The organism is Azospirillum sp. TSH58 (assembly GCF_003119115.1).
GTDB lineage: Bacteria > Pseudomonadota > Alphaproteobacteria > Azospirillales > Azospirillaceae > Azospirillum.
The window spans coordinates 2530147-2551864 of sequence record NZ_CP022364.1; the positions used below are offsets into that span (position 1 = coordinate 2530147).

A 21718-nucleotide genomic window follows, 5' to 3' on the forward strand; every position below is an offset into this window, starting at 1 on the left:
CAACGCCGAAGGGCCGCCCGGTCGGACGGCCCTTCCTGCGGATACCGGCGGTTCCGATGCGGGTCAGAGCCGGGTGTTCAGGGTGGCGGAGGTGGACGGCCCATGGCTCGGCGTGACGTAGGTCGCGCGGGGCGGCACCGGGGCGGTGCCGTAGGCGGGGGTGGTGGTCTGCCGGGCGCGGTTGATGGCGCCGACCACCGTGTCCACCAGGATCTTCTGCGCCGCGCTGTTCCGGCGCAGCGCGTCGGCGTTGGCGGCGGACGCCTCGTACAGGCCGCGCGTGGCCTCGCGCAGCTGGGCCTTGGCCTCGTCGGGCAGGGCGGCCATGCCCTCGCGGTCCACGCGCAGCAGGCGCGACACCTCCTCGTAGACCAGCATCATCGGCTGCTTCTCGCGCCCCAGCCGGGCCAGCTCGGCGCTGGTGCAGTGGCGCATCACGGCCTCGGTCTCGCGCGCCAGATGCGCGCTCAGCCGGTTCATCAGCTCGACCAGCGCGGCGGCGCGCTCCTCCGCGTTCTTGGGCAGATTGGCGGCGGGAGCCTTGGACGGCTGCGGGAAACGGACGTCGACCTTATCCATGGTTGCCCTCCTGTGCGCGTAGAAGCTCGCGGTAAACCTGATCGGCGATGCCGAACCCGCCGCTGCGGGATACCTGCTTGCCGTACTCGTTGGTCAGCATGGAGCGGAACATCTCCTCGGCATGGCCGCCGCCGAAATTCTGGTCCACCTCGATCCCGTCGAACATGTGGCCCAGCATCTGGGAGACGAAGACGCTCTCGAACTCGTTGGCGGACTGGCGGATCTTGGCGCGGATCGCCGGGTCCACCTTGCCTTCCGCCGTGTTGGGATCGGCCAGATCGGTCCGCACCGCCGTCCGGACGCCCGCCTGGGCGCGCTCGGCGGCGGCGGGCAGGCGCGGGGGCGGAAGGCCGGGAAGGGAAAGCGTCGTATCCATCAGATCACCTCGATCTCCGCCTGCAGGGCTCCGGCGGCCTTGATCGACTGAAGGATGGCGATCATGTCCCGGGGACCCACGCCAAGCGCATTCAAGGATTGTACCAACTCCTGGAGCGTCACCCCGGAATTCATCACGGCGAGGCGGTTGTTCGACTGGTCGTCCACCTGGATGTCGGTGCGCGGCACCACGGCGGTCTGGCCCTGGCTGAAGGGGCCGGGCTGGCTGACCTGCGGCGTCTCGGTGACGCGGATCGTCAGGTTGCCCTGGGCGATGGCGACGGTGGAGATGCGGACGTTCTCGCCCATCACGATCACGCCGGACTTCTCGTCCACCACCACGCGGGCGACCTGGTCGGGGGTGACGCGGAGCTGCTCGATCTCGGTGATCAGGCCGACGATGTCGCCGCGCCGCGCTTCCGGCACGCTCAGCAGGACCGAGGACGGGTCGGTGGCCTGCGCGCGGTTGCCGCGGAGCTGGATGTTGATGGCGGTCGCCACGCGCTGGGCCGTGGTGAAGTCCGGGTTGCGCAGCGACAGGCGCAGCACCGGCAGCTCGGCCAGCGAGAACTGGATCTCGCGCTCGACGATGGCGCCCGAGGAGATGCGGCCCGAGGTGGGGACGCCGCGCGTCACGCTGGCCCCCTGGCCCTGGGCGGAGAAGCCGGACACCGCGATCGGCCCCTGGGCCACGGCGTAGACCTCGCCGTCGGCGCCCAGCAGCGGCGTGACCAGCAGCGTGCCGCCGAGCAGGCTCTTCGAATCGCCCATCGCCGACACGGTGGCGTCGATGCGCGTGCCCTGGGCGGAGTAGGGCGGCAGGGTCGCCGTCACCATCACCGCCGCCACGTTCTTGGTGCGCAGGTTGGTGCCGCGGGTGTTGACGCCCATGCGCTCCAGCATGCCGACCAGGCTCTGCTCGGTGAAGGGCGAGTTGTTGAGGCTGTCGCCCGTGCCGTTCAGGCCGACCACCAGGCCGTAGCCGATCAGCATGTTGTCGCGCACGCCCTCGACGTCCACCACGTCCTTGATCCGCGCCGACGACGCCGAGGCCGGCGCCGACAGCGCGAGCAGCGCCGCGGCCAGGGCCGCCAGCATCGCGACCGCACGCAGCAGGACGGCGGCGCGGGGCAGGACGGCATGGCGCAGGGCGGCATGACGCAGTGCGGCGCGGGGCAGGGCGGTGGCGGTCATGGCGGGGACACTCCTCAACGGCTGTCCCTTCCTATACAAACGGCGTGCCAGAGCCGCGGGCGGCAGGCGAAGGGTAGGATCGGCAAGGGGAAGCGGCGGCGGCGGATGAAAAGGCCGGAAATTGGCACCGCGTCCAACCGCTTTATGTCACGGAAGCGGGGCAATTTTTGCCCGATTGCGGCAAACCTTGACCAGATGTTAAGGTGCTTCCATCTAGAGTATCGCGCTTTTCCGAAACCGGTTGCACGGAACATGAAAGTCGAAGGCCCCGGAAAACTTCGCGGCAGCAGCTCGGTCCGGCGCACGGGGAAGGCCGAAGGCTCGTCCGGTGCGTCCTTTTCCAAGCAGCTCGTCGGCGAGACCAACACCGCCCAAGGCGTCCACGCCGCGGCGCCGCTGGCCGGCATCGCCAGCGTGCTGGCGTTGCAGGAGGTGGACGACGCGACGGCCCGCGCGTCGCGCGGCAAGATGCGCGCCGAGGAGATGCTCGACAAGCTGGAGGAGATCCAGCACGGGCTTCTCGCCGGCACGCTTCCGGCGCAGAAGCTGATGGACCTCGTGAAGGTGGTGCAGTCGCGCCGCGTCCATGTGGACGATCCGCGGCTGGCCGACATCCTTGACCAGATCGACCTGCGCGCCCAGGTCGAGCTGGCGAAGCTCACCCCCTGAGCGCCTTTTCCGGCTTCGTCGCCCACGGCCCCGGTCCTAGGACCGGCTTTTCGGCATCGGCCGTACGGCCATCGCCGAACCTTTCACAAAACTTTGCTTCTCCAAGGGCTTGTTCGCGCTTCGATAGGCGAAGCGCAGGGTTGCGGTTGCCGATGCGCCTACCTATACTCCGCGCCGCCCGGATCACCCTTTTGCGTTGGATGCTCTCGGATGTCGTCTCCGCTTCTGCCTAAGAACTACACCCCGTCGGAAGACGAGGAGTTCATGAATCCCGTGATGCGGGAATATTTCCGCCAGAAGCTGCTGCGCTGGCGCGCGGAGCTGCTGGCCGAATCCAGCGAGACCCTGAGCAGCCTTCAGGAAGGCGGCATCCAGGAACCGGACATCGCCGACCGCGCGTCGGCGGAGACCGACCGGGCGCTGGAACTTCGCACCCGCGACCGCGAGCGCAAGCTGATCTCCAAGATCGACGCGGCGCTGGAGCGGTTGCAGGATGGGTCCTACGGCTATTGCGAGGAAACGGGGGAGCCCATCTCCGTCCGCCGCCTCGACGCCCGTCCCATCGCGACGCTGAGCCTGGAAGCCCAGGAGCGGCACGAGCGCATGGAGCGCACCCAGCGCGACGACTGACGCGGCGCTCGCCCGCGTCACTGGCCGCGCTTCTTGGACAAAAGCCCCCTCCGATCCCGGCGGGGGCTTTTTGTCCGTGTGCTGGCATGTCGCGGCGGTCATCACTGCCGGACCGGCCATGGGCTCCGCGACATCCTGGCTGGTTGCATCCCGGCTGTGGGCTGGGGAATGGGCGGCCCGCCCCTCTGTCGGAGCTTGGTTCGCTCGGGCCGGCCGCGGGCCCGCTGCAATGAGCCGTCAAACTACCGGCCCCGGCCGGTCCCGGCCAGCCTGGGAAACGGCTTGCCACTCCCTGCCGCCCCCAACCACCAAAAGACGAACGTCTTTCGATGACGCCTCGCCCTTCGGCGTGGCGCATTTGCGCCTGCCGAACCGCTCCGATAAGCGCCGGCGCTCCGCCGGGATGACCCCACGCCACTCCGAGCAAGCGAGTCGCGACGCGGAACCGGTGGCGGGGCGCTGAGGGGGGCAGGAAGGAGGCGGCAGGAAGGGCGCGGCAAATCCAGCCGGGCTGCAGAAACTGCCTGACCGTGCGCGTGGGGAACGGCCGGGGCCTCTGACCACCGCTCCGGAAGGGAGTGGTGTCCCTTCCGGAGCGGTGGACGGTGCTTTCCGGCCCCGCGATTCCGGCCCCGCGTTCCCGGAACGTCTTAGAAGGGCATGATGATGTCGAAGAGCTGCTGGCCGTAGCGGGGCTGCTGCACGTCGGTGATCTGGCCGCGTCCGCCGTAGGAGATGCGGGCCTCGGCGACCTTCTCGTAGCTGATGGTGTTCTGCGCGGTGATGTCCTCCGGCCGGATCACGCCGGTGATGATCAGGTCGCGCACCTCGTAGTTCACCCGGACCTCCTGGCGGCCCTGGATCACCATGTTGCCGTTGGGCAGGCTCTGGGTGACCAGCGCCGCCACCTTCAGGGTGATCTGCTCCTTGCGGTTGATGGCGCCCTTGCCGTCGTTCGAGGTCGAGCTGGAGAGGTCGAGCAGGCTGTCGGCGCTCACCCCGTCGGGAAGCGCGCGCTGCAGGGCCTTGCCTTCGAAGCCGAGGAAGCTCGGCATGCCGGCCTTCTCGGAGTTGCCGCGGGTGCGGGTGGTCTGGTTGTTGAGCTGGGCCTGATCGTTGATCTGGATGTCGACGGTCAGCAGGTCGCCGACCTTGGCCGCGCGCTGGTCCTTGAAGAAGGCCTTCGCGCCGGTCCGCCACAGGGAATTCGGGTTGCGCTCCGTCGGCAGCGGGGTGGGCATCGGCAGGCTGACCGGCTGGTAGCCGGGCTGGGCCTGCGGGTCCTTGATCTTGGTGAGCTCGGGAGCGGAGCCGATGTCCGCCACGCGCGACATGGCGTTGCAGGCGGGGAGGCCGGCGGCGACGGCGGCGAGCAGAGCGAAGCGGAAGGCCGTGCGGACCGTGGTCTTGGGGGCGGTCATTCGGAAGGCGGGCATGGGAGCTTTCTCCTTACTTCGCAATCACGCCGGGCTTTGCCACGGCGACGATGTTGGGGCCGGCGACGGTCGCTTCGAGGATGCGGTTCGACTGGGTGTTGACGACGCGGATCACGTCGCCCCGGCCGCCGTCCTGCAGGGCCTTGCCCTGGACCGACAGGGTCAGGTTCTCGGTGGCCAGCGTGATGGTGACCAGCGCCCCCTTGTCCACGACCCGGGGCGACTGCAGGTCGCGCAGCCGGACCGGCTGGTTCACGGGAACGCCGCGCCGCGGCGTCAGGCCGATGAGCTGGGCGTCGGTGGCTGCGATGTCGCTGCCGGCGAGGTCGGCGCGCACGTCCTGCCAATCCACGTCGCCGGGGCCGATCACGTCGCCGGGCGCGATGCGCCGCGACAGCACCGGCACCTGCACCACGCCGTAGGCGCGGCCCGACACCGGAAGGCGGACCACCGGGCGGGTGTCGGCCACGATCATCTCCGCGGCGAAGCGGCCCTGCACCGGGTTGTAGTAGAGATTCTCCACCGTCAGGCTGCCGGCGCCCGCCGGAGCGCGCAGCTCCACCGCCCGGTTGTCCAGCTCCATCTGCAGGCGGCCCGTGGTGATCTGGCGGGACAGCGCGTCCGACAGCGCCGCCTCGACATGGGCCGGGCTGTAGACCACCGCTTGCGGCGCCGCGGTCGCGGAGGCCGTGCCGTCCATCGTCTGGGCGAGGGCCGTCGGGCCGCCGGCGAGGGCGGCGGCGAAAAGGGCGGTGCCGAGGATGCGGAGGGCGGGGCGGGACATGGCGGAAATTCCTTGCGAGAACGGGCCTTACGACGGAGTCGGGATCAGCGGAGCTGCGAGGCCTGCTGCATCATCTCGTCGGTGGTCTTGATGACCTTGGAGTTCATCTCGTAGGCGCGCTGGGCGGAGATCAGGGTGGTGATCTCCTGCACGATGTTGACGTTGGAGGTCTCCAGCGCGCCCTGCACCACGCGGCCGAAGCCGGGGGCGCCGGGGTTGCCGCCGACCGCCTCGCCCGACGCGCCGGTCTGCAGGAACAGGTTGTCGCCGACGGCTTCGAGGCCGGCCGCGTTGGCGAAGGTGGCGAGCTGGATCTGGCCGACATTCTGCTGGGCCACCTGGCCGTCCAGCTTCACCATCACCTCGCCCGACGCGTTGATGGCGACGTCCACGGCTTCCGCCGGGATGGTGATGGCCGGCTGCACCGGATAGCCGTCGGCGGTGACGATGATGCCCTCCGGCGACAGCTTGAAATTGCCGGCGCGGGTGTAGGCCGTGTCGCCGCTGGGGAGCTGCACCTGGAAATAGCCGGAGCCGTTGATGGCGACGTCCAGCTTGTTGTCGGTGACCGTCAGGTTGCCCTGCTCCAGCACGCGGGCCACCGCGGCGACGCGCACGCCCGCACCCACCTGCACGCCGGTCGGCACGATGGTGCCGGCGTCCGACGAGGTGGAGCCGATGCGGCGGAGGTTCTGGTAGAGCAGGTCCTGGAATTCGGCCCGCTGCTTCTTGAAGCCGGTCGTCGTCGCGTTGGCGATGTTGTTCGAGATGGTTTCGACGTTCAGCTGCTGGGCGATCATGCCGGTGGCGCCGATGGCGAGGCTGCGCATGGTCCTTACTCCTTAAACGCGGTCGATCAGGCCGTGCGGCCCAGCTTCTGGATGGCGCTGCGGATGCGCTCGTGCTCGTTCTCGATCAGCTTCTGGTTGGACTGGTACTGGCGCTGGATCTCGATCAGCGCCGTCATCTCGACCACCGGCTTCACGTTCGAATTCTCTAGCATTCCCTGTGCCACCTTCGTGTCGGCGGGGGCCGCCTGCGGCTCCTCGTCGCTGACGTAGAGGCCGGCCCCGACCTCGGTCATCAGCTGCTCGTTGCGGAAGGTGACGATGTTCAGCCGGCCGACCTGACCCAGCTCGGTGGAGACGGTGCCGTCGCCGGACACCATGATGTCCCTGGTGCCGTTCGGGATGGCCAGGGGCTGGCCGTTGTCGCCGAGGACCGGCAGGCCGCCGCCGTCGACGATCTGGCGCTGGTCGTTCAGGCGGAAGTTGCCGGCGCGGGTGTAGCGCGGGCCGCTCGCCGTATCGACGGTGAAGTAGCCGTGGCCGGTCAGCGCCAGATCCAGCGGGTTGCCGGTCTGCATCATCCCGCCGGCCGAGAGGTCGCGCACCACGGCGCGGTCCTGCACGAAGCTGATCTGCTCGTGCATGCCCGGACGCTCCAGGAACTCCGTGAACAGCATGCGCTGCTGCTTGAAGCCCGTGGTGTTCATGTTCGCGATGTTGTTCGAGATCACGTCCAGCTGGCGGCGCAGGGTCATCTGGCGCGACAGGGACACGTAGATCGGGTTTTCCATCGGCGGCCTCTTTCCATTCGGGCCGGGGGAGCGTCCCGACCGGCGCAAATGGCAATGCACGGTGCGTGCCAGCGGCGGAGAGTGCCGGAAAGACCACGATGACGGTCGGTGGCGCTGGCGGGGAAGCGTCTGCCGGGCAAGAACTGCCGGTGGGCTGGCAAGGGCTGCCGCCCGACGCCGGGCAAAAGCGTCCCGTTTCCGCGGCGCGGACGGCGCGCGGTTCGCAAGGCCGCTCCCTCCGCCGGAAGCGGGCGGACGGTCGGCGGACGAGGCGGGGCAGGGCGGTGCGGAAGGGGGGTGCGGGCGTGGCTCGGGCGTTCGCTCCTCGGTTGACGGGGATCTCCGGCGATGCCCCAATCAAGAACCGTGCCGCCGCCTGTGGTTGCGCTTCTGTCACAGCCCCGGACCGTGCCTGAAAGGCTTTGTTAACTATCCGAAAGATAGGGTTGCTGGGCTGGTAAGGCCACGCTCCGCCACCGCTCGCGCTTAGGATTCCATGACCGCGCACGCTGAAGACGACGTTCCGACCGATGGCCTGCCGCGCAAGAAATTCAGCGGCAAGAAGCTGGTCCTGTTCGTCATCCTGCCGCTGGTGCTGCTGATCGGCGCCGGGGCGGGCGTGTATTTCAGCGGCCTGCTCGATTCGCTGCTCGGCAAGAAGGAGGAGCACGCGGAGGTGCCGGCGGAACCGGCGCAGCCCGATCCGCACGCGGCCCCGGTCTTCTACGACCTGCCGGACATGCTGGTGAACCTGAACAGCGCCGGCAAGCGTCCGGCCTTCCTGAAGATCAAGATCTCGATCCAGCTTGCGAAGGGCGAGGACATACCGGCGATCGAGCATGTGCTGCCGCGCATCATCGACAACTTCCAGGTCTATCTGCGCGAACTGCGGCTGGAGGATCTGAAGGGGTCGGCGGGCATGTACCGCCTGCGCCAGGAGCTGCTGATGCGGATCACCGCGTCCGCCCACCCGGTGAAGGTCAAGGACGTTCTGTTCAAGGAAATGCTGGTCCAGTAGGGGCGGCGGAAACGGGCCATGAGCAACACCGAGGAACTGAGCGAAGAAGAACGCCTTGCCGCCGAATGGGCCGCCCTCGCCGAAGACGGCGGCGACATGGGCGACATGGCGGACATGGGCGGCGGCGGTTCGACCCGCGTCCTGAACCAGGACGAGATCGACAGCCTGCTCGGCTTCGACCAGGGCGGGGCCGGGGACGGCGACAACTCCGGCATCATGGCGCTGGTCAACTCGGCGCTGGTCAACTACGAACGCCTGCCCATGCTGGAGGTGGTCTTCGACCGCCTCGTCCGCATGATGTCCACCAGCTTGCGCAACTTCACCTCCGACAACGTCGAGGTCAGCCTCGACCAGATTTCCTCGGTGCGCTTCGGCGACTATCTGAACTCCATCCCGCTGCCGGCGATGCTGTCCGTCTTCAAGGCGGAGGAGTGGGACAACTACGGCCTGATGGTCGTGGACTCGGCGCTGATCTACTCCATCGTGGACGTGCTGCTGGGCGGGCGGCGCGGCACGGCGGCGATGCGCATCGAGGGCCGCCCCTACACGACCATCGAGCGCAACCTCGTGGAGCGCATGGTCCATGTGGTGCTGTCCGACCTGTCCGCCGCCTTCGATCCGCTGTCGCCCGTGACCTTCCGCTTCGACCGGCTGGAGACCAACCCGCGCTTCGCGACCATCGCGCGCCCGGCCAACGCGGCGGTGCTGGTCAAGCTGCGCATCGACATGGAGGATCGCGGCGGGCGCCTGGAGCTGATGATCCCCTACGCGACGCTGGAGCCGGTGCGCGAGCTTCTGCTCCAGATGTTCATGGGTGAGAAGTTCGGCCGCGACTCGATCTGGGAAACCCACCTCGCCTCGGAGCTGCTGGTCACCGACGTGGACATCTCCGCGGTGCTGGACGAGGTGACGATGACCCTGCACGACGTGCTGAACTGGCGCGTCGGCACGCGAATCCTTCTGAACGCCACGCCGGACGGCACCATCGAGCTGCGTTGCGGCGACGTTTCCATGTTCCAAGGCCGCATGGGCCGCAAGGGCGGGCACATCGCCGTGCGGATCGAGCGGGAGCTGCCCAAGCAGGAGGTCATGCGGCTATGAGCCCGACCCTCACGCTCGTCCTCGATCTGGTGATGGTGGGGCTGCTCGCCGCGACCATCGCCTACGCGATCATCCTCAACCGGCAGATCATCAAGCTGCGGGAGAGCCGCGGCGAGATGGCCGAGCTGGTGCGCGGCCTCAACGAGGCCATGTCGCGCGCCGAAACCGGCGTGCGCAGCCTGAAGAAGACGGCCCACGAGACCGGCGACGACCTTCAGCGCACGGTCGCCAAGGCGCAGACCCTGCGCGACGAGCTGGAATTCATGATCGAGGCCGCCGACGCCATGGCCAACCGGCTGGGCAATGTCGGTGGGGAGCGGCCGAAGCCCGGCCCCGCGGCGCGTCCGGCGGCACGCCCCGGCCTGTCCGCCCGTCCGCCCGTGGCCTCCCGCCCGGCGGTCGCCCCGCGCCCGATCGTCGAGGATGATCTCGGTCACGACGACCACGATCTCCACGATCACGGGCACGACGACCATGATCTCCACGATCACGGCCACATCGACCACGACGATCACGACGACCTGCCGCCGCTGCGCTCCGCCGCGTTCCGGAACGAGCCGCTGCGCGCCGATCCGTCGCGGGCCGAGTCCCTGGCGCGCCGCCCGACGACGGCGCCCGATCCCATCCTGCGCGAGGGCGAGAGCCTGTCCCGCGCCGAGCGTGAACTTCTGCAAGCCATCGAGAACGCCGGCAAGGGGGTCGGATGAGCGACGCCACCAGCACGAAAGGCGCATCCTCCGCGCCCGGCGGAGAGCCCAAGGTCGTGATCCGCCCGGCCGGGGCCACCCCGACCGGGGTCCGCACCAGCCAGAGCGTGGCCGCCCAGCCGCCGGCCCAGGGCGCCGCGCAAGCCGCGGCCCAGGCCGCCGCCAAAGCCGCCGCCAAAGCGAAGCCGAAGGCCAAGGCGAAGGCGAAGCGCAAGCCGGCGGTCCCGCGCCGCCCGCTGTCGGAGCGGATGCGCGAGAAGATGAAGGCGTGGCGCTTCCGCATCCTGCCCTTGACCATCTTCGTCGCCGTCCTGATGCTGGGGGTGCGGGTCGGCGACCTGTGGCGGATCACCACGCGCGACGCCCGCTTGCCGGAGTTCCCGGCGACCCTGGCGCAGGGGCAGAGCGCCCTTCCGGCGCCGCCCATGCAGCTTGCCGCCAACGGCGCCAAGCCCTCCCCCGAACCGGCCCAGGGCGGGTCCAGCAACGGCGCGCCGCCCAACCCGACGCCGCCGGACAACGCCGCCCTCGGCCCGGTCAAGAACGAGGAGCTCCTCCAGCATTTCGCCGAGCGCCGCGCCGAGATCGAGCGCCGCACCAAGGAACTGGAGCAGCGCGAGGCCCTTCTGACCGCCGCCGAGAAGCGCATCGACCAGAAGGTGCAGGAGATGGAGAAGGTCCGCACCGACATCCAGAAGCTGATGCGCCAGGGCGACGAGAAGCAGGCCGCCCAGCTCGAAAGCCTCGTGAAGATCTATGAGACGATGAAGCCCAAGGAAGCCGCCCGCATCTTCGAGGAGCTGGACATGCCCGTCCTGCTGGGGGTGGTGGAGAAGATGAAGGAAACCAAGACGGCGCCGATCCTGGCCGCGATGGACCCGCTGAAGGCCAAGGAACTCACCTCCGCGCTCATCGAGCGGCGCGGTCTTCCCGCGGCACCGAGGAACTGAATACACCTTCTGACTGTGATGACGGGAAGAAGGGCATGTCCGGGCGGCCGGTCATACCCGCCGCCCGCGATGAACCTACTGAATATACGTACACGTACTGTCAGGATGGTAGACGGCCTGCGACGGTCGGCTTCGGTTCATGTTGGCTCCGGCGTGTTCGGGCAACGCAAGTTCGCCCAACCGCAAGAAGGAAGGAGACAAGATGAACGACCAGAACAAGGGCCGCAGCTCAGGCGGCCAGCATTCCGGCGGCAACTTCAAGAACGATCCGGAACGCGCGGCGGAAGCCGGCCACAAGGGCGGCCAGGTTTCCGGCGGCAACTTCAAGAACGACCCGGAGCGTGCCTCCGAGGCCGGCCAAAAGGGCGGTCAGGCGTCCGGCGGCAACTTCAAGAACGATCCGGAGCGTGCGTCGGAAGCCGGCCACAAGGGCGGTCAGGCGTCCGGCGGCAACTTCAAGAACGACCCGGAACGCGCATCGGAAGCGGGCCGCAAGGGCGGCGAACACAGCCATGGTGGCGGGCGGAGCGGCGGGAGCTGACCGCCGGGACTGTTTCACCGCAAGGGTTCCGTTCCTGACTGTTTCAGTGGCGGACCAGCCTGACGGGACAGTCGCTCTGCGAAACGGTGAAGAAGGGCCGCTCCCAAGGCGGCCCTTTGTCCGTTTGCGGACTTCGATTGAAACAAATTGCCGCATCTCTCTTTAAAGTTCGACAATGGCGAGCGTTGGTTGAACGCCTGCGGGCGCAGAGCAACGCTTCCGCTTTCTTTCCGGCGGCGTGATTCCGTTCCGTCTTTGCGTTGCGACGTTTCAGGCGCTTAACGGCGTGTTAACCGAGCGAAATTAGGGTTGGAGAGGCTGACGAGGCTCCGAGTCGGCGGCGGCCGTGCGAGGACGCGAGGTTGGGTCGGACCCGCTTCGGGCGTCTGCGTCCGGGCCGGCCGACGCACCCGATCGCACGCAGGCCGGACAAGACCACGGAACGCTCACATCGGAACGCACATGGCCCCGCCCGTTTCCTCCTCGCTCGCCGACCAGAAGCTCCTGCGCCAGCAGCTCGACGCCGCCCACGCCGAAGCGGCCCAGCCGCTGACCCGCGAGGAGGTGACGGACATCGTCCGCTCCATCCTCGGCAGCATGGACGGCGACATCTCCGCCACCGACCTGCGCCTCTACAAGGAGGTGGTGGACCTCGCCCGCTTCATCGAGAGCGCCAAGCAGGAGCTGGCGGCGCTCCAGCCCGCGGAAATCCGCGACCAGCACATCCCCAACGCCACGGATGAGCTGGACGCCGTGGTCGGCGCCACCGAGCAGGCCACCTTCGCCATCTTCGACGCCTGCGACGTCATCACCGGCATTTCCGGCCAGATCGACCCGGAGAACTCCGCGAAGCTGACCGAGCAGGTGACCAAGATCTTCGAGGCCTGCAACTTCCAGGACATCACCGGCCAGCGCATTTCCAAGGTCGTGCGCACGCTGAAGCACATCGAATCGAAGGTGGACATGATCGTCGCGGCCTTCGGCGACGAGGTGCGGCAGAACCACACCCGCCCCGCCGCTGCGGCGGCGGTGGTCCACGCCGATCCGGCGCCGAACTTCGCCACCGACCGTGCGGCGGACGATCCGGAGGCCGGGCTGCTGCACGGGCCGCAGATGACCAGCGCCGCCATGGACCAGGACGAGATCGACCGCCTGCTGGCGAGCTTCGATTAATCCGATGGCTGCGCCCGGCCACAGGAAGCCGGACCTGTCGGGCAGCCGGCCGAACCCGAACAACGGAAGCATCGTGCTTCTGCTGTCGCTGTTCCTGCTGCTGCTCGTCTTCTTCATCGTGCTGAACGCCCAGTCGGTGCAGACCGCCCAGCGGGTGCGCACGGTGCTGGTGTCGCTGGAGCGCAGCTTCCCCGCCTTCTACATCGACCCCCGCCTGCGCGAGCCGGCCGACCCGCTGGCGTCGCGCGCCGGCACCGTCTTCGCCGTGCAGCGGCTGGACGGCCTGGGCAACCTGTTCGCCACCGCCATTGCCGTGGCGAAGGTGGACAGCGTCACGCCGGGCCGCCTGCTGGAGGTGCGTCTTCCCGCCGACGAGCTGTTCCTGCCCGGCACCGCCGACCTGCGCCCGGACCGCATCGGCCTGATCGACCGGGTGGCCGACGCGCTTCTGCAGAACCGGCCCGGCGAACGGATCGAGCTGGACGCGCTTCTGTCCATCGGCCCGGCGGGCGGCCCCAGCCATCCGCCCGGCCCGGTGGTGCGGGCGGGCGCGCTCGCCCGGCTGCTGATCGCCGACGGGGCGCCGTCGGACGCGGTGACGGTGGGCATCGAGCGCGGCGCGCCCGGCGCCGTCCGCCTGCTGTTCAGCCTGCGCGCCATGGACGATCCGCCGGGGGGAGGGCGCCGATGATCCGCCTTCCCAAACTGCCCAAGGCCGAGGACAAGAGCGGCGGCCACAACCGGACGATCTGGCTGATCAGCTTCACCGACCTGATGTCGCTGCTGCTCGCCTTTTTCGTGCTGATGTACTCGATGAGCGAGCCGGAGGCCCAGCGCTGGACCGGGCTGGTCAAGTCGCTGTCGTCGGCCCGCTCGACCGCGGTCACGCCCTCCGCGACGCCGCCCGAGCCGAAGGCCGCTTTCAACGCCGCCACGGTGGAGTCATATTCGGCGATCAACCTGGATTATCTCAGCGCCCTGCTGCGTACCCAGACCGCGGCCAACGAGGATCTGGCGGCGGTGGAGGTGCGGCGGGAGGACGACCGCGTGGTGATCGGCCTGCCGGCCCATGTGATGTTCGATCCGACCGGCGGCAGCTTCACCGACCAGGGGCGTCGGGTCCTGTATCTGCTGGGCGCGGCGGTGGGCCGGATCGGCAATCGGATCGAGGTGGTCGGCCACGCCGAGCGGGAGGACCAGTCCGCCGGGCTGGCCTGGGAACGCGCCCTGACGCGCGCGGTTGCCGTTGCGGCGCTGCTGCGCGAGACGGGCTACAAGCGCGACCTCGTGGCGCGCAGCCTGATGAGCGAACCGCCCGGCATCGATCCGGTGCCCGGCGGGGCGCGGGTGGATGTGGTGGTGCGCGAGGAGACGGCGGGGCCGCCGGTGTCCGGGGCGGCCACCGACGCGGAGCCGGAGGAGTGAGTCGGATGGGGCGGGGCGGGGCATACCGGCGCTGGCTGAGCGGCTTCGTGGCCGCCACGGCCCTGCTTGCCGCCCAGATCGCCGCCTCGCCCGCCGCCTGGGCCGTCGACGTGCCGGTGCGCGCCGCCACCCACAAGACCTTCGGGCGTCTGGTCTTCGACTGGCCGCGCCAGACCGGCTACAGCGCGTCGGTGGAAGGCAACACGCTGGTCGTCCGCTTCGACGAGCCGATCAACGCCGCGCTGGACCGTGCGGTGGCGGCCTTGCCCGGCTATCTGTCCGGGGTGAGGATCGGCGGCGACGGCAAGACGGTGACCTTCGACCTGAAGCGGCCGGTGACACTGAAGAGCTTCCGCAACGGCAACGCCGTGGCGCTGGACCTGACCCCCGCCGCGGAGGCGCCGGCGCAAGCTCCGGCCCAGAACGCCAAGGCGGAGGCGCCTGCCGCTCCCGCCACTCCCGCCGCGGCCCCGGCGCGTTCGGCGGGACGGGTGGCGGTCAGCGCGGCCGACACGCCGGAGCAGAGCCGCCTGTCCTTCACCTGGCCGGAGGGCGTCAACTACACGCTGCGCCGCGACGGCGCGTCGGCCACGCTGCTGTTCGACCGCAACGGCAACGCCGATCTGGCGCCGGTGGCCAGGACGACCCTGCGCAACATCCAGAATGTCGAGCAGTTCCGGCAGGCCAACGGCGCTCTGGCCGTCACCTTCGCGGTGCCGCAGGACGCCGAGGTCAAGGACAGCAAGTCGGGCCGGTCCGTGGTGATCGACGTACAGAATCCGGGCACGCGCGCCGGTCTGCCGACGGGCGACGCCGCGAACGCGACCCCGCCGTCCGGCGCCACCACGACCACGGTGCGTCCGCCGTCGGCCGAAGCCGCGGCGCCATCGCCCGCGACGGCGACACCCCCGGCCGCCGCGCCCGCCGCCGCACGGCCGGCTGCGGCGCCTCCCCCGCCGAAGGAGGTCGCGGCGGCCCCGGCACCCGCCAAGCCCGAAGCCGCCAAACCCGACCCGGCCAAACCCGACCCGGCCAAACCCGACCCGGCCAAACCCGACCCGGCGAAGGCCGAACCGCAGGGGCCGACGCTGGTGTTCGACGCGGGCGGCCCGGCCTCCATCGCCGTCTACCCGCGCGCCGGCCATCTCTACATCGTGTTCGACAAGCCCCTGCCCATCGGCGCCGGAAAGGCCCTCGGCGGCGGAGCCGGGACGGTCGGCGCGATCGAGCCGGTGCCGGCCACCGGCGGCAGCGCCTTCCGCACCAGGATCGGCGCGCTGGTCTGGCCGAAGATCGAACGGCAGGGGACGAGCTGGAAGATCACGCCGACGAGCCGCCTGACCGGCACGCCGCCCTTCGCGCTGAAGATCGATCCGGAGCCGGATTTCCTGCTGGGCGCCCGTCTGCTGGTGCGCGCCGCGGACGCGGCGACCGTGGTGACTCTGTCCGATCCCGACGTCGGCGACCGCCTCCAGGTCGTGCCGCTGCCGGTTCCCGGAAACGCCATTCCCGAATCGCACCGTTATGCGGACCTGGAACTGCTGCCCAGCTACCAGGGCGTCGTCGTGCGGCCGATCGCCGACGCCGTCACCGTGCGTCCGGTCAAGGAAGGGGTGGAGGTGACGGCGGCGGGCGGCCTGCACCTGTCGCCCATGGCCGACGCCGGAAACCGCCCGGCCGCGGCGCAGACGGCGTCGCTTCCGCCGAAGCCGTCCCCCGGCGGCGCGTCCAACACGCTGACGCCGCCCACCGACCCGAAGCCGGTGCCCTCCGGACGCCGCCTGTTCGACCTGCCGGCCTGGAAGAAGGGCGACCTCGACCATTACACCGAGGCGCGGCAGAACCTTCAGCTCAACATCGTCAACGCGCCGGACTCCGAACGGCCCCGCGCCCAGCTCGACCTCGCCCGCTTCTATCTGGCCAACGGCTTCGGGCAGGAGGCCATCGGCATGATGGATGTGCTGCAGGAGGCCCAGCCCGACCTGGAGGGCTGGCCGGAATTCCGCGCCCTGCGCGGGGCCGCGCGTTTCCTGGCGGGAAACACCGACGCCGCGGCGGAGGATTTCGCCCATCCGAACCTCGCCAACAACGGCGAGGCCGCGCTGTGGCGCGCCGCCATCGCGGCGGACCGCAACGATTGGCCGGCGGCCCAGGCCGGCTTCAAGGCGGCGGCGCCGATCCTGAACTCCTACCCCGACCCGATCCTGACCAAGCTGGCGACCCGCGCCGCCGAGGCCGCGCTGAAGACCGGCGACGCGCCCTTCGCCAAGCGGCTGCTCGACCGCATCGTCGAGCGCGGCGGCACGGACGCGGAGGAGCGGCCCGACGTCCAGTATCTGCGCGGCCTCTATTACGCCCAGACCAACGAGCCGGAGCGGGCGCTGGAGCAGTTGACGGCCTCCTACAACAGCCTCGACCGCTATTACCGGGCCAAGGCCGGGCTGGCGCTGGTGAACCTGCAACTGGCGGAAGGCCGCATGTCGCCCCCCGCCGCGGCGGAGCGGCTGGCCGGGCTGACCTTCACCTGGCGCGGCGACGAGCTGGAGATGCAGATCCGCCAGCGCATGGGCGAGGTGCTGATCGCCGCCGGCCAGTACGCCGACGGCTTCAACGCCATGAAGGAGACCGCCGCCCTGGTTCCCGACACGCCGCGGGCGGAGGAGATCACCCGCGAGATGTCGCGCATCTTCGCCGACCTCTACAAGGACGGGGCGCAGAAGCTGCCGACCATCGAGGCGCTCCAGCTCTACGACCAGTTCCGCGAGCTGACCCCGGTGGGGGAGGCGGGCGACGAGGTGATCCGGCAGCTTGCCGAGCGGCTGATCTCCGTGGACCTGCTGAACCGGGCCGCCGACCTGCTGCAGCATCAGGTGGAATACCGCCTGTCCGGCGAGGACAAGGCGCGCGTCGGCACCCGGCTCGCCTCCGTCCGCCTGCTCGACAACAAGCCGGAGGACGCCCTGCGCGCGCTGGAGCTGTCCAACGTGCCGAACCTGCCGGCGGATCTGGTGGGCGAGCGCCGCCTGATGCAGGCCAAGGCGCTGGCCGAGCTGGGCCGGGGCGACGAGGCGCTGCTGCTGCTCTCCGAGGACGACAGCAAGCCGGCCAACTCGCTGCGGGTGGACATCGCGTGGCGCGCCCAGAAATGGGAGGCCGCCGCCTTCGCCCTGAACAAGCTGATCGGCCCACCGCCGCCGCCGACCCAGCCGATCAACCCGGCAACCTCGCAGCTCGTCCTGAACCGCGCGGTGGCGCTGGCGCTGGCCGGGGACGGAACGAACCTGAACCTGCTGCGCAAGGAATTCGGCTCGGCGATGACCAACGGTCCCGACGCCGACGCCTTCCGCGTGCTGACCCGGCCGGAGCAGGCGCTGGGCCTGATCGACGTCAACACCGTCCGCTCCCGCGTCGCCGAGGTGGACGTGTTCCAGAAGTTCCTCAAGAACTACCGCGGCAAGCAGAGCGCGGCGATCAACTGAGCCCGTCTCCGGAACGCTTCCCCTCAACGAAAAAGCCCCTCTCCGATGGACAGGGGCTTTTTCATTGGCGCGGCGGCGAAGCGTCAGAGCTGGGCCTTTCAAAGCTGGACTTGGGTGCCCAGCTCGACCACGCGGTTCGGCGGGATCTTGAAGAAGTCGGTGGCGCTGACCGCGGTGCGCGACATCACGACGAACAGCTTCTCCCGCCACTGGGCCATCTGCGGGTTGATGCGGGGGATCAGCGTCTCGCGGCCGAGGAAGAAGGAGGTGGTCATCACGTCGAACTCCAGCCCGAACGCCTTGCACAGCCGCAGCGCCTTGGGGATGTTCGGCTCCTGTGAGAAGCCGTAGCGGACCGTCAGGCGGTAGAAGCCGTCGGCCAGCCCTTCCAGGACGACGCGCTCCTTGGCCGGGACGCGGGGCACGTCCTCGACCATCACGGTCAGGAAGACGATGCGCTCGTGCATCACCTGATTGTGCTTCAGGTTGTGCAGCAGGGCGATGGGCACCGTGTCGGCGCTGGAGGTCAGGAAGATCGCCGTGCCCTTCACCCGCTGGATGTCGGAGGACTTGGCGTGCCGCTTGATGAAGCTGTCCAGCGGCAGGGAATCCTCGGCCAGACGGCGGTTCAGGACGGCGCGGCCGCGGCGCCACGTCGACATCAGCCCGAGAGTCACCGCGGCGATGACCAGCGGCACCCAGCCGCCGTGCGGGATCTTGACCGCGTTGGCGAGGAACAGCGCCAGATCGACGCTGAGGAACAGGGCGCCCAGCGCCAGACAGGCCGGCAGGCTCCAGTTCCAGCGGCGGTGCGCCACGACCAGCGCCAGGATGGTGGTGATGACCATGTCGCCGGTCACCGCGATGCCGTAGGCGGTCGCCAGCCGGCTGGAGGACTCGAACCACAGAACCAGCCCGATGACCGCGAACAGCAGACCCCAGTTGGCGCGCGGGATGTAGATCTGCCCGCCTTCCTCCTGCGAGGTGTGGCGGATGTCCAGCCGCGGGCACAGGCCGAGCTGCACCGCCTGCCGGGTCAGCGAGAAGACGCCGGAGATCACCGCCTGGCTGGCGATCACCGCCGCGCAGGTCGACAGCAGGACCATCGGATAGAGGCCCCACTCCGGCACCAGCAGATAGAAGGGGCTGCGCACCGCCGTGGGGTCGCTCAGCAGCAGGGCGCATTGGCCGAGATAGTTCAGAAGCAGCGCGGGCAGCACCACGGCCAGCCACGCCACCTTGATCGGGCGGCGGCCGAAATGGCCCATGTCGGCGTAGAGCGCCTCGCCCCCGGTGACGGCCAGCACGACGGCGCCCAGCACCAGGAAGCCGATCCAGCCGTTCGAGGCGAAGAAATGCACGGCGTGGCGCGGGTCGAGCGCGGCCAGGACCTGCGGCTCCTTGACCAGCTCGATCAGGCCGAGCAGGCCCAGCGTGGCGAACCACGCGACCATGATCGGGCCGAACAGCCGCCCGACCTTCTCGGTGCCGCGGCTCTGGATCGCGAACAGGGCGATCAGGATGCCCACGGTCACCGGCACGACGACCCGCTCCAGCGCCGGCTGCGCCACCTCCAGCCCCTCCACCGCGGAGAGGACGGAGATGGCCGGGGTGATCATGCCGTCGCCGTAGAACAGGGCGGCGCCGAACAGGCCCATCGCCATCAGGCCGGACAGCCGTCCGGTGGAGTCGGGCCGGCTGTTGGTCGCCAGCGCCAGCAGGGCCAGGATGCCGCCTTCGCCCTTGTTGTCGGCCCGCATGACGAACAGCACGTATTTCACCGTGACCACGAGCACCAGGGCCCAGAAGACCATGGACATGATGCCGAGGATGTTCTCCGGGGTCAGGGCGAGCCCATGCTCCGGCGAGAAGCATTCGCGCAGCGTGTAGAGCGGGCTGGTGCCGATGTCGCCGTAAACGACGCCAAGCGCACCGAGGGTGAGCGCGGCCAGCCTGCCCTTGTCGGGTGCCGCGGCTTTCAGGGTCGTGTCTGACATGTGGGACGTGGAAGGAAGTCCGTTGGGAGTCCGAGCGGGGGACGAAGAAGCCACAAGCTGCGGGTACGGCGGCGGTCGGTGCGCTCGCGCGGGCCGATCCTCTTACGCTCTTCCCTGATCCAATACTAGCGCAAGCCGATGCGCCCGTCCGCAGGCGGTTTCACCTGCGACGATCTGTGCCGGACGCCGCCGCCGGCCTTCTGAACGAGGCGCCTACAGCGTGCCGAAACTGCGGGCCAGCGATCCGGCGATCAGGTACCAGCCGTCCACCAGCACGAAGAAGATGATCTTGAACGGGATCGCCACCATGGTCGGCGGCAGCATCATCATGCCCATCGACATCAGGATGGACGACACCACCATGTCGATGATCAGGAAGGGCAGGAACAGCAGGAAGCCGATTTCGAAGGCCCGCTTGATCTCCGAAATCATGAAGGCGGGGACCAGAACGTGCAGCGGGGTCTGCTCGGCGTCGGTCACGTTCTCGATGCGCGCCATGTCCATGAACAGGCGCAGGTCCTTCTCGCTGGTGTGCTTCAGCATGAATTCGCGCAGGGGGGCGACCGTGCGGCGGAACGCCTCCGTCTCGTCGATGTCCTGGTTGATCAGCGGCTGGATGCCCTGGTTGTAGGAGCGCTCGAACACCGGGGCCATGACGAAGAAGGTCAGGAAGACCGCCAGCGACATCAGCACCGTGTTCGGCGGCACCTGCTGGATGCCCAGCGCCGAACGCAGGAAGGACAGCACGATGACGATGCGGGTGAAGGCCGTCATCATGATCAGGATCGACGGCGCCAGCGACAGCACCGTGATCAGCGCGACCATCTGGACGATGCGCCCGGTGGTCGATCCCCCGGCGTCGCCCAGGTCGAAGGTCATGCTCTGCGCCAGGGCCGGCCCGGCGGCCAGCGCCCCGGCCACCCCGATCGCCAGCGCCAGCAGGCCGGCGAAGGCCAGCCGTTTGGTCGTGCCCCTGCCGGTGGTCATGACCGTTCCCCGGCGGGCGGCAGGGCGGCGGACGGCGGGAGAGCGGACGGCGAAAGAGCGGACGGCGGGGCGGAGGCCTCGGCCAGCGCGCCCTGGAAGCCGCCGCGCGGCGCCTGGTCGACCACCTGGTCGCCGAAGGCGCTCAGCAGCAGCAGATGCTCGCGGTCGTCGCGGCGGACCAGCACCAGCCGGCGCTTGCCGTCGAGCGGCAGCACCTCGACGACGCCCAGCCGGCGCTGGCGTCCCGACGTGGCGGTCATGCCGCCGAAACCGATGCGGCGCATCACCCAGGCCACCAGCACGATCAGCGCGATGACGAAGGCGAGGGCGAGAACGAATTGGATGTACTGGTCGAGGCCCATGGATCAGGTCAGCTCTGTCGGGACGGCGAGGCCGGCGGGTCGGGCGGAAGGTCGCCGGGCGCGGCGGGAGCGCCGCGGCCATAGGCGGCGCTGGCGCGCTGGCGCGCAGAGTGGGGATCGTGGCGCCCTTCGGCGGCGGCGGCCAGCGTCTCCCTCTGGCGGGTCAGCGCCGCCGCGACGGCGTCGAGCGTCGGCAGCAGGTGTTCGAGGGCGGCGGCCAGCTCGGCGTCGCCGCGGGCGGACTGCGCCTCGGCGCACAGGGCGGCGACACGGGTGTCGAGCCCGGTCAGGTCCGCCGCCAGTCCGGCCTCCATCTGGGCGCGGGTCTCCTCCAGCGCGGCGGCCAGCGCCCGGATGTCGCGGCGAAGCGTCGCGGTGCCCGTCACGGCGCCTCTCCAACGTCCGGTTCCGCCGCCGCCGCCGCTGCCGGCAGCGTGCCGTTGGCGCGGTAGACGTAGGCGAGGATCTCCGCCACGGCGGCGATGGCCTCGATGGGGATTTCCGAGTCGATGTCCACCGCCGACAGGATCTGCACGAGGTCGGCGTCCTCGCGCACCTTCACTCCGTTGGCGAAGGCCAGCTCCAGGATCTGTTCGGCCACATGGCCCTTGCCGGTGGCGACCACGCGGGGCAGGGACTGGTCGCCCAGCTCATACTTCAGCGCGACCGCGACGGGGCGGTTGGGGAGGGGGCGGTGGTTCGGAGTCGGCTCGGACAAGGGGCTCCTGCCGG

General features: G+C 69.6%; 23 protein-coding genes. 11 read left to right on the top strand and 12 right to left on the bottom strand.

Features of this window, described 5'->3' with window-relative positions; all coding sequences use genetic code 11:
• Positions 1-63: 63 nt before the first annotated feature.
• Genes TSH58p_RS15495 through TSH58p_RS15505 form a run of 3 tightly spaced genes read right to left on the bottom strand, consistent with a single transcriptional unit; the run spans position 64 to position 2148 of the window.
• Positions 64-579, bottom strand: a complete 516-nt coding sequence (locus TSH58p_RS15495; protein WP_035675012.1) for a hypothetical protein — start codon at positions 577-579, stop codon at positions 64-66.
• Positions 572-955 carry a rod-binding protein gene (locus TSH58p_RS15500; protein ID WP_109070611.1) on the bottom strand — a complete coding sequence of 128 codons (384 nt, stop codon included), beginning with the start codon at positions 953-955 and terminating at the stop codon, positions 572-574. The genes TSH58p_RS15495 and TSH58p_RS15500 overlap by 8 nt, the downstream gene beginning before the upstream one ends.
• Positions 955-2148 carry a flagellar basal body P-ring protein FlgI gene (locus tag TSH58p_RS15505; RefSeq protein ID WP_371732424.1) on the bottom strand — a complete coding sequence of 398 codons (1194 nt, stop codon included), beginning with the start codon at positions 2146-2148 and terminating at the stop codon, positions 955-957. Before TSH58p_RS15505 ends, TSH58p_RS15500 begins: the two co-directional genes overlap by 1 nt.
• Positions 2149-2400: 252 nt before the next feature.
• Between TSH58p_RS15505 and TSH58p_RS15510 the strand changes: the two genes are divergently transcribed.
• Positions 2401-2817: a flagellar assembly protein FliX gene (locus TSH58p_RS15510; protein WP_014240995.1), complete on the top strand. Its 417-nt coding sequence runs from the start codon at positions 2401-2403 to the stop codon at positions 2815-2817.
• 210 nt (positions 2818-3027) lie between these two features.
• Complete coding sequence (gene dksA / locus TSH58p_RS15515; protein ID WP_035675009.1) at positions 3028-3447, top strand: RNA polymerase-binding protein DksA; 420 nt, start codon at positions 3028-3030, stop codon at positions 3445-3447.
• Positions 3448-4097: 650 nt separating this feature from the next.
• Here dksA and flgH read toward each other — a convergent pair.
• From flgH to flgF, 4 genes are read right to left on the bottom strand one after another with little or no spacing between them, the layout of a single operon-like run.
• Positions 4098-4883: a flagellar basal body L-ring protein FlgH gene (gene flgH, locus TSH58p_RS15520; protein WP_199230147.1), complete on the bottom strand. Its 786-nt coding sequence runs from the start codon at positions 4881-4883 to the stop codon at positions 4098-4100.
• A 13-nt stretch (positions 4884-4896) separates the two neighbouring features.
• On the bottom strand, positions 4897-5667 hold the full coding sequence (gene flgA, locus TSH58p_RS15525) for a flagellar basal body P-ring formation chaperone FlgA (protein ID WP_109070610.1): 771 nt from the start codon (positions 5665-5667) through the stop codon (positions 4897-4899).
• A 44-nt stretch (positions 5668-5711) separates the two neighbouring features.
• On the bottom strand, positions 5712-6497 hold the full coding sequence (flgG, locus tag TSH58p_RS15530) for a flagellar basal-body rod protein FlgG (protein ID WP_109070609.1): 786 nt from the start codon (positions 6495-6497) through the stop codon (positions 5712-5714).
• A gap of 26 nt (positions 6498-6523) precedes the next feature.
• Entirely contained in the window at positions 6524-7246 is a 723-nt protein-coding gene (flgF, locus tag TSH58p_RS15535; protein ID WP_109070608.1) for a flagellar basal-body rod protein FlgF, read from the bottom strand.
• A gap of 496 nt (positions 7247-7742) precedes the next feature.
• Between flgF and TSH58p_RS15540 the strand changes: the two genes are divergently transcribed.
• The 9 genes from TSH58p_RS15540 to TSH58p_RS15580 all read left to right on the top strand — a co-directional run bounded on the left by TSH58p_RS15540 (position 7743) and on the right by TSH58p_RS15580 (position 17640).
• The gene (locus TSH58p_RS15540) at positions 7743-8264 is read left to right on the top strand and encodes a flagellar basal body-associated FliL family protein (RefSeq protein ID WP_109070607.1); all 522 of its coding nucleotides are present in this window, start codon (positions 7743-7745) and stop codon (positions 8262-8264) included.
• 18 nt (positions 8265-8282) lie between these two features.
• Positions 8283-9365, top strand: a complete 1083-nt coding sequence (gene fliM, locus TSH58p_RS15545; RefSeq protein ID WP_035674995.1) for a flagellar motor switch protein FliM — start codon at positions 8283-8285, stop codon at positions 9363-9365.
• Entirely contained in the window at positions 9362-10072 is a 711-nt protein-coding gene (locus tag TSH58p_RS15550) for a DUF6468 domain-containing protein (protein WP_109070606.1), read from the top strand. Before fliM ends, TSH58p_RS15550 begins: the two co-directional genes overlap by 4 nt.
• Entirely contained in the window at positions 10069-11022 is a 954-nt protein-coding gene (locus TSH58p_RS15555) for a MotE family protein (protein ID WP_109070605.1), read from the top strand. The genes TSH58p_RS15550 and TSH58p_RS15555 overlap by 4 nt, the downstream gene beginning before the upstream one ends.
• 202 nt (positions 11023-11224) lie before the next feature.
• Positions 11225-11563 carry a general stress protein gene (locus tag TSH58p_RS34675; protein ID WP_109070604.1) on the top strand — a complete coding sequence of 113 codons (339 nt, stop codon included), beginning with the start codon at positions 11225-11227 and terminating at the stop codon, positions 11561-11563.
• Positions 11564-12025: 462 nt separating this feature from the next.
• Complete coding sequence (locus tag TSH58p_RS15565) at positions 12026-12736, top strand: protein phosphatase CheZ (protein WP_109070603.1); 711 nt, start codon at positions 12026-12028, stop codon at positions 12734-12736.
• A 4-nt stretch (positions 12737-12740) separates the two neighbouring features.
• The gene (locus TSH58p_RS15570; protein ID WP_247874087.1) at positions 12741-13427 is read left to right on the top strand and encodes a hypothetical protein; all 687 of its coding nucleotides are present in this window, start codon (positions 12741-12743) and stop codon (positions 13425-13427) included.
• On the top strand, positions 13424-14161 hold the full coding sequence (locus TSH58p_RS15575; protein WP_109070602.1) for a flagellar motor protein MotB: 738 nt from the start codon (positions 13424-13426) through the stop codon (positions 14159-14161). Before TSH58p_RS15570 ends, TSH58p_RS15575 begins: the two co-directional genes overlap by 4 nt.
• Before the next feature lie 5 nt (positions 14162-14166).
• Positions 14167-17640 carry a hypothetical protein gene (locus tag TSH58p_RS15580; RefSeq protein WP_109070601.1) on the top strand — a complete coding sequence of 1158 codons (3474 nt, stop codon included), beginning with the start codon at positions 14167-14169 and terminating at the stop codon, positions 17638-17640.
• A gap of 98 nt (positions 17641-17738) precedes the next feature.
• Here TSH58p_RS15580 and TSH58p_RS15585 read toward each other — a convergent pair whose 3' ends face one another.
• From TSH58p_RS15585 to TSH58p_RS15605, 5 genes are all read right to left on the bottom strand, one after another.
• Positions 17739-19637 carry a potassium transporter Kup gene (locus tag TSH58p_RS15585; protein WP_109070600.1) on the bottom strand — a complete coding sequence of 633 codons (1899 nt, stop codon included), beginning with the start codon at positions 19635-19637 and terminating at the stop codon, positions 17739-17741.
• Positions 19638-19850: 213 nt separating this feature from the next.
• The gene (gene fliP, locus TSH58p_RS15590) at positions 19851-20624 is read right to left on the bottom strand and encodes a flagellar type III secretion system pore protein FliP (protein ID WP_162600041.1); all 774 of its coding nucleotides are present in this window, start codon (positions 20622-20624) and stop codon (positions 19851-19853) included.
• Positions 20621-20986: a flagellar biosynthetic protein FliO gene (locus tag TSH58p_RS15595; RefSeq protein ID WP_109070599.1), complete on the bottom strand. Its 366-nt coding sequence runs from the start codon at positions 20984-20986 to the stop codon at positions 20621-20623. The genes fliP and TSH58p_RS15595 overlap by 4 nt, the downstream gene beginning before the upstream one ends.
• An 8-nt stretch (positions 20987-20994) precedes the next feature.
• The gene (locus TSH58p_RS15600; RefSeq protein ID WP_109070598.1) at positions 20995-21372 is read right to left on the bottom strand and encodes a hypothetical protein; all 378 of its coding nucleotides are present in this window, start codon (positions 21370-21372) and stop codon (positions 20995-20997) included.
• Positions 21369-21704, bottom strand: a complete 336-nt coding sequence (locus TSH58p_RS15605) for an EscU/YscU/HrcU family type III secretion system export apparatus switch protein (protein WP_109070597.1) — start codon at positions 21702-21704, stop codon at positions 21369-21371. The genes TSH58p_RS15600 and TSH58p_RS15605 overlap by 4 nt, the downstream gene beginning before the upstream one ends.
• Between the last annotated feature and the right edge of the window lie 14 nt (positions 21705-21718).